Annotated in this window: 9 protein-coding genes and 1 pseudogene; 3 read left to right on the top strand and 7 right to left on the bottom strand. The window is 60.4% G+C overall.

Annotated features, from left to right (window positions below; translation table 11 throughout):
- Positions 1 to 1,269: PQQ-binding-like beta-propeller repeat protein (locus VN887_01440; protein ID HXT38664.1), on the top strand; the 1,269-nt coding region annotated here is incomplete at its 5' end.
- A 217-nt stretch (positions 1,270 to 1,486) separates the two neighbouring features.
- Complete coding sequence (locus tag VN887_01435; GenBank protein ID HXT38663.1) at positions 1,487 to 2,746, top strand: PQQ-binding-like beta-propeller repeat protein; 1,260 nt, start codon at positions 1,487 to 1,489, stop codon at positions 2,744 to 2,746.
- 165 nt (positions 2,747 to 2,911) lie between these two features.
- Here the strand turns inward: VN887_01435 and VN887_01430 are convergent, their stop codons facing one another.
- From VN887_01430 to VN887_01415, 4 genes are all read right to left on the bottom strand, one after another.
- Positions 2,912 to 3,463, bottom strand: coding sequence for a hypothetical protein (locus VN887_01430; GenBank protein HXT38662.1), 552 nt, complete (start codon positions 3,461 to 3,463; stop codon positions 2,912 to 2,914).
- A 202-nt stretch (positions 3,464 to 3,665) separates the two neighbouring features.
- The gene (locus VN887_01425) at positions 3,666 to 4,181 is read right to left on the bottom strand and encodes a hypothetical protein (GenBank protein ID HXT38661.1); all 516 of its coding nucleotides are present in this window, start codon (positions 4,179 to 4,181) and stop codon (positions 3,666 to 3,668) included.
- 216 nt (positions 4,182 to 4,397) lie between these two features.
- Positions 4,398 to 5,675: a PQQ-binding-like beta-propeller repeat protein gene (locus tag VN887_01420; GenBank protein ID HXT38660.1), complete on the bottom strand. Its 1,278-nt coding sequence runs from the start codon at positions 5,673 to 5,675 to the stop codon at positions 4,398 to 4,400.
- 584 nt (positions 5,676 to 6,259) lie between these two features.
- Positions 6,260 to 7,537, bottom strand: a complete 1,278-nt coding sequence (locus VN887_01415; protein HXT38659.1) for a PQQ-binding-like beta-propeller repeat protein — start codon at positions 7,535 to 7,537, stop codon at positions 6,260 to 6,262.
- Between the two features lie 234 nt (positions 7,538 to 7,771).
- Here VN887_01415 and VN887_01410 point away from each other — a divergent pair, with 234 nt between their 5' ends.
- A complete protein-coding gene (locus VN887_01410) occupies positions 7,772 to 9,121 on the top strand; it encodes a Gfo/Idh/MocA family oxidoreductase (protein HXT38658.1) in 1,350 nt (449 codons plus the stop codon).
- Between the two features lie 81 nt (positions 9,122 to 9,202).
- On the opposite strand, the gene VN887_01405 is transcribed toward VN887_01410, so the two are convergent.
- The 3 genes and pseudogenes from VN887_01405 to VN887_01395 all read right to left on the bottom strand — a co-directional run bounded on the left by VN887_01405 (position 9,203) and on the right by VN887_01395 (position 11,149).
- Positions 9,203 to 9,589 carry a type II toxin-antitoxin system death-on-curing family toxin gene (locus tag VN887_01405; protein HXT38657.1) on the bottom strand — a complete coding sequence of 129 codons (387 nt, stop codon included), beginning with the start codon at positions 9,587 to 9,589 and terminating at the stop codon, positions 9,203 to 9,205.
- Positions 9,586 to 9,816, bottom strand: coding sequence for an AbrB/MazE/SpoVT family DNA-binding domain-containing protein (locus tag VN887_01400; protein ID HXT38656.1), 231 nt, complete (start codon positions 9,814 to 9,816; stop codon positions 9,586 to 9,588). The genes VN887_01405 and VN887_01400 overlap by 4 nt, the downstream gene beginning before the upstream one ends.
- A gap of 877 nt (positions 9,817 to 10,693) precedes the next feature.
- A pseudogene (locus VN887_01395) lies at positions 10,694 to 11,149 on the bottom strand (N-6 DNA methylase).
- Positions 11,150 to 11,287: the final 138 nt, after the last annotated feature.

The raw sequence follows: 11,287 nt of genomic DNA, 5'->3' as shown, positions 1-11,287 counted from the left end.
ATCGCGCTCGACGCTGCTACCGGCCAGCGACTCTGGCATTATCAGTTCGTCCATCACGATCTTTGGGACCGCGACCTTCCCGCACCGCCCAATCTGCTGACCGTCCGGCATAACGGGAAAAAAATCGACGCCGTCGCGCAGGTGACCAAGTCCGGCCATGTCTTCGTTTTCAATCGCGAAACCGGCGAACCGCTGTTTCCCATCGAAGAACGCCCGGTGCCACCGTCGGATCTGCAGGGTGAATCGGCCTGGCCCACGCAGCCCCTGCCGGTCAAACCCGCGCCGTTTGCGCGCCAGATTTTTTCCGCGGACGAAATCACCGACCTTTCGCCGGAGGCGCGCAAGGCCGTGCTGGAACGATTTGTGAAGGTGCGCCCGCACGCGCAATTCATGCCGCCGAGTCGCGAGGGGACGATCATCTTTCCCGGATTTGACGGCGGCGCGGAATGGGGCGGAGCAGCCGTGGACCCGGCGAAGGGCATCCTCTACGTGAACGCAAATGAAATGCCGTGGATCCTTTCAATGGTGGAAACAAAAACAAAAGAGGGCGCCGCGCTGTCAAGCGGCCAGCAGATCTACAATCAAATTTGTGTCACGTGCCACGGCGTCAACCGCGCGGGCGATCCTGCGCGGGCGTTTCCTTCGCTGGTCAACATCGGCCAGAAAATGAAAAAAGCCGAGATCATTCAATTGCTGGACACCGGCCGCGGCGTGATGCCGTCGGTTGGATTTCTTTCCACCGCACAGAAGGACGCTGTTGCCGGATTTCTGCTCGGTGAAACTCCGGGTGATCATGCCAGCGCGCAGGCAGGCGCGCCGGAGGGCGATGTCCTGGGCAGCGAGCCTTACACCCACACCGGCTACAACCGCTGGCTTGATCCGAAAGGGTATCCGGCCGTCAAGCCGCCCTGGGGCACGCTGAACGCGATTGATCTGAACACGGGAGAGTATGTCTGGCGGACACCCCTGGGCGAGTACCGGGAACTGACGGCGCAAGGTATTCCTCCAACGGGCACGGAGAATTACGGCGGACCGATCGTGACCGCGGGCGGCGTGATTTTCATCGCGGCATCCAAGGATGAAATGTTCCGCGCTTTCGACCAGCGGACCGGCAAGGTGCTCTGGCAGGCAAAGCTTCCCGCTGGTGGTTACGCGACACCGTCAACCTACTCGGTCAACGGGCGGCAATACGTGGTCATCGCCTGCGGCGGCGGCAAGATGGGCACCAAAAGCGGCGACGCTTACGTGGCCTTCGCCTTGCCGCAGTGAGCAAATCCGCGGATGCCGGGTGCGGGAAGTCGGAGCAACCGCATAATCATTCAAGCCCGCGCGGAGTTTTTTCGCGGACCTGCGGGCCGGGAAGACGGGTCGGCATCGGACGGCCGACGCCGAGCGCCGCCTTGCAAGTGCGACGTGGTCTGGTATGCAGGACGCGATGCCGGCCATGACGCAAGCCCGTTTAGTTGCGCTCTTTTTCAGGGCAACGGTGACATCCGTCCTGGGGATCGTCCTGCCGGCGGCTGTGGTCGCCGCCGCGGACTGGCCTCAGTTTCGCGGACCCAATCGAGACGGCCGTTGGAATGAAACCGGAATCCTTGAATCGTTTCCCAATGAAGGTTTGAAAATCTGCTGGCGGCACCCGGTCGGCGGCGGGTTCTCCAGTCCGGTGGTGGCGCAGGGCAGGGCCTTTGTCTTTGATGTGGAATTGACCAAACCGACCTCACGGGAGCGCGTGCATTGCTTCGACGTAAAGACGGGAAGCGTCCTTTGGGTCTTCAGCTACGAAGAGCATTACGGGGAATGGACTTTTGTGCCCGAGCGGGGCGCCGGTCCCACGGCGACTCCAATCGTGGAGCACGGGCGGATCTATGTCGTGGGCGCAAATGGTTACATCCACTGCCTGGACGTAAAAACCGGGAAGGTCATCTGGGAGAAAAATCTCTGGCAGGAGTACACGGTGGAAGAGATGGGCTGCCGGCCTTCGCCGTTGATCGAGGGCCCGCTGCTCATCGTGTTCACGGGCGCCAGGCCCGGGGCCACTGTCCTGGCTTTGGATAAAAAGACCGGAAAAGAAATATGGAAAGCGCTCGATGAGCACGCTTCCAACAGTTCACCCATCGCGATCACTTCCGGCGGCAAGCGGCAGTTGATTGTCTGGACCGACAAATCCCTCGTGTCCCTGGACCCCGCCAACGGGCACGCCTTCTGGCGTGAGCTTATGAACACAAGCAACAATGACGACGTCGCCATGCCCGTGTTCTGGGGAAATCGATTGCTCGTGAGCGGATTGATGATGGAACTGAGCGGCCCTCCGCCCGCCGCGAGCTTTCGCTGGCCGGAAAACCGTGTGCCCTCGAAACGGATATTGAGCAACACCTCGACCCCCATGCCGCAGGGGGATTACATCTATAGCTGCAGGTCCCCCGGCGACCTGGTCTGCCTGGAAGCGGCCACGGGCCGGCAGGTTTGGAGCACCAACACGGTGACCACGCCGAAGAACGGGGCGAGCATCAACATCACTCCCCAGGGCGGCGGATATTTTTTATTCACCGATGAAGGGAACCTGATCCGCGCTGAATTGTCCCCGACGGGTTATCGGGAAATTGGCCGCAGCCATTTGATTGATCCGACCTGGCCGTTCAACGGGTATAAATTTGTTTACGCGCCGCCGGCTTTTGCCAACCGCCACATCTTCGCGCGAAGCGAGGCGGAGGTCGTCTGTGCCTCGCTGGAGGCGAAACAGTGAGCGTGCCCTGACAAAGGCGGCATCCCGGACGGCTCGTCCCGGTTCTTGACGACGGACCCGTTGAGACACCCGGTACGGCGTGCGTTCCGCCCGGGACTTTCTCGGGGTAAACGCCCGGATACAGATGTTGGGCGGGTCGTGCGGCGGGTGCCCATCCGATTGCGTTCAAGGTGAAGAAGCCGATTCCAGATCATGGAGCGTCGGTCCCATCACGTCACCGAGACGGTTTCCGGTCGTGTAGAGGACGATTCCAAAGCCCACCAGCACAACCAGCAAGATGACGAACGCCCGAAAGTGGCGTGATTCAAATCGTTTCAGGGAACGCGCGAAAGCGACCAGCCCGAACAACGCCGCGATCACGATCACCATGTCCACGCTTGCCCGCTGCCAGTAACTGCCGCCCAGATGCAGCCACATCCCGAACTCATCGAACGTGAGGCCCATGGCCACGCCATACAGCAGCGCCGTGATTTCCGCCGGGCGGCCGACCGGGCGGCGGAACACGCTGTAACCGCAAACCGTCGCCATGAGAAAAATGCCGTAGTTCAGATGGTGAACATGCGTTCCGCTCAGGAACAAATAAAGATTCGGCATCCGTCTGGACATGATCAGGAACACCAGCACTCGCGCCAGGACGAACGTCACAATGAAACTGAACAAAGCCCGGCGCGCCAGCTTGTGCGCTGTTTCCCGATGAATGGTGTGTTCAGGATTCATCTTTCAATGGCGGCGCGTTTCAGCGGGTCCAGCTTCGCTTGTGATCCACCGCGCGTGACAGTGATCAAGAACTGCCCACCGGACAAAACAAGGCAGATTGTTGATTCGTTCGCGATCATTGTCTCCCCACAGCAGCCAGGCCCGCCCTTTCCCGCGCCCGCGTCTGTCGCGCGCCGGAGCTTGAATGAAAAACGGATTCCGCTCATCGCGCCGGGCAATGCTTTAACAACAGGTCGCGTGTGGAACCCATCCCGTATTTGTTGACGCCGCTCGACAGGTCGGCCACTTCGCGAAGCGCCGGTTCGATGTCCACGCCCGCAGTCGCGGCTTCGCGACAGATTTCTTCGAGCGTCAGGAGCGCATCACGGCTGTCCTGTCCCTGATCCTGCATCGAGAAAAGGATCAACCGCTGCCGCAGGCCGGGCGCGCCCGCCGCCCTCTCCGCCCAGGAAACCGCCCAGGCAAACGAACGATTCCCGGCGAACATCCGCCGGAGCGCATTGCGGGTTTCCTCGGTGCCTTGGGCGTAGGCCGCGCTCAATTCACCGAGCAATTTTTCCGCCTCGAACCGCGCGTCCGCTTCGTCCAGGGGCGGCACGCCGGAGCGCAAGCGCTCGACCCAGCCGGCACGCGTCACGTCCACGGGCCGTTGCGCAAGGGGCCGCAACTTCGCGTCCAACGCCATGATCCGTGACTCCCAGACGTCCAGCGCGTTCATCGGTTCGTCGCGACGGTGGAATGGATTGGCGCGGTCTTCATGGTCCTCCTTGGAACGCGCGGTCGAGGTGGCCGGGGAGCACGACGGCCAACGTTGGGTGCAGGCCCCGCCTGCCGGCGGTCTCGGCGTGCAGGCGCTTCGGCGAGTCCTTTTCCTTTTGGCAAACCGTCAGGCCGTGGATTTCTTCCCGCGACAGTCTGCGGTCGTGCCATTGAGTCATTGTCGGGCGACCTGATCCTCCGCGATGCAGTAGAGATGGCTGTTGGTGCGCAAAAATATCTGCCCGTCAGAGATGGCCGGCGTCGCATTGCTCGGTTCGCCCAGATCGTTCATGGCCAAAAGCTCAAGCTTGTCCGGGTTCGGCCAAAAGACCGACGTGACTCCTCTCCGGCTCGTGACATAAAGCCGTCCGGCGGCCATTACCACTGAACTCCAGCTTTCGCCGCCTTCGAGCCGCTCGCTCCACCGGATTTTCCCGGTTCGACATTCGATGCACTGAGCAGTGCCCGGTCCGGCGTTGACGATGAATACGTTTTCACCCACGACCACGCCGGAGCCAATCCGTTGGGTTTGCTTCTCCAGCCAGAGCCGGTTGGAAGTTGTTACGTCGCCGACGCCGCCCAGCTTGAAACCGATTGTTGGCCCGTTGACCCAGCCCGTGAACGCGACGCCGATCTCGCCGCAGACCACGGGCGACGGGTAGATCAGATCAGCCTTGCTTTCCGCCAGGCCATCGCAAAACCACAGACGCGCGCCGGTCTTCGGATCGCAGGCAACCAACTGCGTGAGCATGCTGCAAAGGATCTGATCCTTGCCGCCGACCCGGGCAACAATGGGCGTGCACCACGTGCCGCTGTTCCCCTTGGGAACGGTGCTCGGGCCACCCGGCTCGTCGTATTTCCAGAGCAGTTTGCCGGTCTTCAGATCGAGCGCGCATAAAAACGCCCGGTCCCCGGGACCGAAGTTCAAAATGATTTTTCCGCGATGAAGAATTGGCGAAGAACCGTAGCCCCATTCGTTGCGTACCTCGCCGAGATCCGTTTTCCAAAGTTCTTTGCCGTCGAAGTTGTAGCAGAACACCCCGGCTGAACCGTGCCAGACCACCACACGCCTGCCGTCGGCGACGGGAGTTGACGCGCAGTATGGGTTTGACTGGTATGTTGGCTCGACGACCGGATACCCAACCGTCCGCACCCAGAGTTCCTTGCCCGTCCGGCGGTCGAAGCAGTACAGGTTCCGCTTCTTTCCCGAGTCTTCCGCGCAAGTGACGAAGACGCGTCCGCGCGAAACGATCGGGCTGCTGTTGCCCGGGCCCGGAAGAGTCGCTTTCCAGCGCACGTTTTTCTCCGGTCCCCAGTGCAGCGGAGCCTTGTCCTCGGGAGAGACACCATTTCCAGAAGGTCCGCGGAACTGCGGCCAGTCGGCTGACCGGGCTGCCAGGCACAACATCAGCGCGAACGCGGTGGAGATCTGAAAAGTTATCCTGTAGTTCATATTCGTGGCAACGGTCGGAGCCTGACAGATTCGCCGGCTCAGGGAAATGGCGAAATCTCAACTGTAGGCCGCGTCCCTGACGCGGCGGTTCGCGTGCGCCCGCTGAGGGCAGCGGGCCTACAACGTCATGCCGGTTTGACTTCTCCCAACTCTCGGCCTTCAACAATCGCGCATCTGTAGGCCGCGTCCCCTGACGCGGCGGTTCACGCGCGCCCGCTGAGGGCAGCGGGCCTACAACCGTGTCGCGTCGTCTCGGTTTTTCGCTCAGGCCCGATCATCGTACCTCTGTAGGCCGCGTCCCCTGACGCGGCGGTTTGCGTGCGCCCGCTGAGGGCAGCGGGCCTACAACGTCATGCCGGTTTGACTTCTCCCAACTCTCGGCCTTCAACAATCGCGCATCTGTAGGCCGTGTCTCCTGACGCGGCGGTTCGACGCGCGCGCCCGCTGAGGGCAGCGGGCCTACAACCGTGTCGCGTCGTCTCGGTTTTTCGCACAGGGCCAATCATCGTACCTCTGTAGGCCGCGTCCCCTGACGCGGCGGTTCGCACGGCGCCCGCTGAGGCCAGCGGGCCTGCAACGGTCACTCACCGCTTCGCCGCCAGTGAAGCGCAGATCAGTTCCTTGTCGTTGCGCGCGAAGATGCAGCGATTTGCATAAACCGGCGGCACCCAGGCAAACTTTCGGGTCATCAAATCCGAGGTCGGTTCGAGCAGATGCGCGCGGCTGATTTCGTGGTAACCGTCTGGGGCGAGTCGCGCGATAATCAGGTTACCTTCGTCGGTGAAAAGAAACGTCTCGTCACCATTTGGCGTCAGTTGGATGCTGGCGCCAAACTTCAGCGCCGTCACGTTGGTCGTTCCCCAAAGCTGCTTGCCGGTGCCGGCCTCCAGGCAGACGAACTCGCCGCTGGATTTCGCCGAATACACGTAATCGCCCTGCAAAAGTGGGGTCGAAGTATTGCTCAAAATCCTTTTGGAAGGCGCCAGCGTTTCCGGCCAGAGCACCCCGGCATCGGGCCGGGTGTCGTCCAATTCCAGCATCAGACCCGAAATCAGCAGCCGGTTTTTCTCAACAACCGGCGTGGGTATTGAATCGTTATTGCTCGTCACCATTGGTTTTCGCCACCAGGTCTCGCCCGTCTCAGGATTCAACGAATTGACGGCCTGGCTAGTCCAGACAATCAACTGCCGTTTGCCACCGGCCGCGATGACCAACGGTGAACTGCTGGACTTGGAGTCATCCAAAGCCTTCCAAACCTCTTTCCCCGTCCGCTTGTCGAGCGCGATGACACAGCCACCCGGCACGGCGCCGGCGACCAGGATCAAAAGATTCCCTTCAATCAACGGTGACGCACGGACACTCAGTATCCCGATTGTGTATTTCGTGTCCAAATGGATTTCCCAAATGACTTTGCCGCTCCGCGCGTCCTGACAATCCACCTGACCGCTTCGGCCCTGCCAGTAAACTTTTCCGGCCTCGACGATCAGTGTCGCGGCCGGACCGCCGCCTTGCTCGGGGTTGAACGCAAAATCCGGGTAAACCAATTCATACTCACGACTCCAGAGCAGCTTGCCTGTCGATTCCTTGAAGCACAGGATGCGTTCCCAAGCCTTCGGCTTATCCAACCGCATATCGGTCAGGTAAACCCGGCCGTGGACCACTACTGGGCTTGTCCACCCCGGCCCCACCGGTGTTCGCCAGCGAATCTTCAATCCATTCGTCGGGAACGTTTGCAGAATGCCGGTTTCGGTCCAAACCCCATCACGCTTTGGCCCTCGCCACTGCGGCCAGTCCGCTGCCGGTACAGCCGCCGGCAACAGCAAGGCAAGAGCAGCGATGTAAAACGACGTTCGGCAATGCATGATCGGGCGGGCGCATCCTGACAGATTCGCCGCGCGATAGCGAGGCGTTTGCACACGGTGAGCAGAAGAAAGTTTCCGTTCGAACGCGAGTCAATCAGTTGGCCAGCGCCGTGACCAGACTGAACGTCTGCCTCCGCGCCACGGCGCAGAAACTGCATTTTCATTGTCGCATCACGGACGGCGGGATACGGTCGCAACATGACCACGGCAAACCCGCACGATCCCTTTTCCGCCATGAAAACCGCCATTAACCGCCGCAGTTTCCTGCGCAAGTCCGCCACGGCCGGAGCCGGACTTTTGATTCTCCGCAACAGCAGGCTGGCCTTTGCCTACGAGGCCAACAGCAAGCTGAACATCGCCGGAATCGGTGTCGGCGGCCAGGGCCGGGGCAGTCTCGATGCCTTTCACGGCATGGGCAACAATCTCGTCGCGCTCTGCGATGTGGATGCCATGCGGGCGGGTGACATCTACCAGAAACACCCACAGGCGAAACGGTATCAGGACTTCCGGCAAATGTTCGATCAGATGGAAAAGCAGATTGATGCGGTTCTGGTCGCGACGCCCGATCACACGCACGCCGTCGCCGCGGTGGCGGCGATGAAGCGGGGCAAACACGTCTATTGTGAAAAGCCGCTGACACGTACCGTCCACGAAGCGCGGGTGATGCGGGAAACCGCCGCGCGCCACAAAGTGGTCACGCAGATGGGCAACCAGGGTTCCGCGGAACGGCATCTCCGCCGGGCCGTCGAACTGGTGTGGGGCGGTGTCATCGGTGAGGTCCGTGAGGCGCACGTCTGGTTTGATGGCGGCAACGGACCGATGAAACGTCCGACCGATACGCCGCCGGTGCCGGAAGGATTGAACTGGGACTTGTGGCTGGGCCCGGCCCCGAGCCGTCCTTACAGCCCCGCTTACGTGCCCGCGAGCTGGCGCTCGTGGCGCGCGTTTGGCAGCGGCATCGTCGGGGACTTTGCCTGCCACACCGCCAACATCATGTTCCGCGCGCTGCATCTGGAACAGCTCTGGCAGAAGCCGATGAATCCCGGTTCAAGCAAGGTGATCGTCCGGCTCCAGGCCTGGCCCTCCGAAAGAGATGCGGAAGGGTATCCGACTTCATCAAAAGTGGTGATGGACCTGCCCGCGCGCGGGGCACTGCCGCCCGTGAAACTGACCTGGTATGCGAAGGAAAAACCGTCCGGGGACCTGATGCTCGGATACAAACAGGGTGGCTGGGGGGATTTGCTGGTCGGATCGAAAGGATCGATTTATTCCGACAATCCCTGGAACGCCAGCTACGTGTTGCTGCCGGAGAAACAGTTTGAAGATTTCAAAGGGGGACCACCGGAAACTTTGCCGCGCGTGCAGAGCCATCAATGGGAATGGATCGAAGCGTGCAAGGGCAACGGGAAGACCTTCTCGAGTTTCGACATCGGCGGCCCGCTCACGGAACTGGCCCAACTCGCCAATCTGGCGACGCTGGTGGAAGGCCCGATTGAATACGACACGCTGAGCGGCAAAATCCTGAATTCAAAACCGGCCAGCGCGCTGCTCCATCGCAAATACCGCAAGGGCTGGTCGCTTTAGACTGCTTCTCGAATGTCAGACCAGCGCCGCGAAGAATGTTGCCGTAGTTCCGTAGCTTTTGGACGAGGGCCGTTGGATTGCTCATGCGCGTTTTGAATTGGACTTCAACCATCCCGCGTAAGCCGCTTCCGACATTTCTCCGGCAGCGAGCGCCAGCGTGCGCAAAGCCGCATCCACTTCGGTCGCCTCAAACTTGTAGCCATTAAGTTCGAGAAAAAGCACGGCCACGACAAAGCCCGCGCGCTTGTTCCCGTCAATGAACGGATGATTCTTCACGAGGCCGAAAGCATAACTGGCCGCGAGGTCAAACAAACCCGGCTTGCCGTGGGCGAAAAGGTTCTGCGGCTTGCCAAGCGCGGAGTCCAATAAACCCTCGTCGCGCACTCCCCCCGAACCGCCGAACTGCGCCAGCGATTGCTCGTGCAGCAAGAACACCACCTCCCGCAACACCCACGTCGGCTCCTTCATTTGGCCAGCTCGCGCATGGTGTGACGATACCGCTTCATCACGTCCTGCACCGCTTCCATCTGGCGCGCGACTGCGGCCTTGTGCGGACTCATTCGCAAGCTGCCATCCGGCCCGTCTGTGACCGACACCGTGTCGCCCTCGTCCGCGTTCAAGTGCGCCAGCGCCTCTTTCGGCAGGACGACGCCCACCGAGTTGCCCACCTTGCGTAATTTCAATTCGAGAATCATGCCGCCAGTGTAATCACAAATGTTATAACGTCAAGCTCCCATGTTTTGGGCCGGGTTGGGTGACCCGGCGTTTTGGGGTTTCGCCCGGACGCCGCGTGGGGGCACGCAGCCTGCAGTTGCAGACGTTTCAGCGCGCCCAGCGTGCCACCACCACCTACGGTCAAACCAAATGCACTCATCTTAACAAGAGAGGGCGATGGAGGGTGTGATACTTCCTTCGCTTCGCAGAGCGGTTTGTTGTCAACAGCTCCTGCATGGCTCGGGAAGCTTTGACCTCGTCGACGACCAGCGCGCAAAAGTCCCTCCACTCGCCCGCCGTCGGCCTCGCAGCACGCCAAGTCGCCATGAAGTCAAAATATGTGCCATGCTTTACCAGCCGAACAGGAATCGCATAATGCTCGCGCTCGCCAGCGAGGATTCCATAGCGCAAATAGGGATGCACATGCTTATGCGTAGCCGCTTTGGCACTGTAGGTTAGGGCATCATGCGTTGAAATTCGGCCAAGCTTGCACTCGACCACAACCCTTGGAATCCACCGATCACTCCTTGGGATATCGAAGAACAACAGATCGGTTTGATAACTGGAAATGTTCTTTGTGCTCGAACCGTCATCGCTGTATCCGTGTATTTCACAGGTGTACGGCAACTTTCGTGCATCACTCACCCCTATTTCCAAGCCAGACGCATGATGCTTCTTCAGGGCGTTGGTTAACCGAGGGATGAGTGAATGAACCCACTTACTCTCGCTAGTACTCATAATTTTCCTTTGAGCCGAGCGCGTTGGGAACGTGCGAGACGAATTTGGCGAAGCGAAAGGGCGCAGCCCGCCGAGCGGGCGGGGAGGGAGTCCACGCGCGGTCGAGGAGGGCGGCGAGTTTCACTTCTTCAAATCCTCCGCAATGGTCGCGAACTGTTCCATCGCCGCTTCGAGGTCGGCGGTAATGTCAGCGGCAATGATTTCCGGGGCAGGGAGGTTGGCGGATTCTTCGAGGGCATCGTCCTTTAGCCAGAAGATGTCGAGGTTCACCTTGTCGCGCTTGCTCAGCTCCTCGTAGGTGAATGATTTGAAGCGCTCTGTCTCGACACGATTGTGGCGGTTGTAGCGTTGGCTCTGCGAGCCGACTCGTTCGCGCTTCACAGAAGCGCCGCTACACCCGAAGTAACAATTTACAAAATCATCCAGATCACTTCGCTTCAGCGTGTTCTCCTTGAGCGTGAAATGCATGTTGGTGCGCAGGTCGTAAATCCAGAGCTTCTGCGTCCACGATTTTTCCTGCGCGGGTTTGCGGTCGAAGAACAGGACGTTCGCCTTCACGCCTTGCGCGTAGAAGATTCTACGGCTGGCCCGTTCGACGTTTAACTATCGCGGGCGGCCGCCAACACCTGCGCAAGAGCAGTTAAGCAAAAGGCTCCTGGAGCTGTCAGCGGAACATCCGCGCTACGGGTATCGGCGCATGGCGGCGTTGCTACG

The organism is Candidatus Angelobacter sp. (assembly GCA_035607015.1).
Classification (GTDB): Bacteria; Verrucomicrobiota; Verrucomicrobiia; order Limisphaerales; family AV2; genus AV2.
Note: the sequence above shows the minus strand (reverse complement) of the source record. Positions and strands in the feature narration are given on the sequence as shown.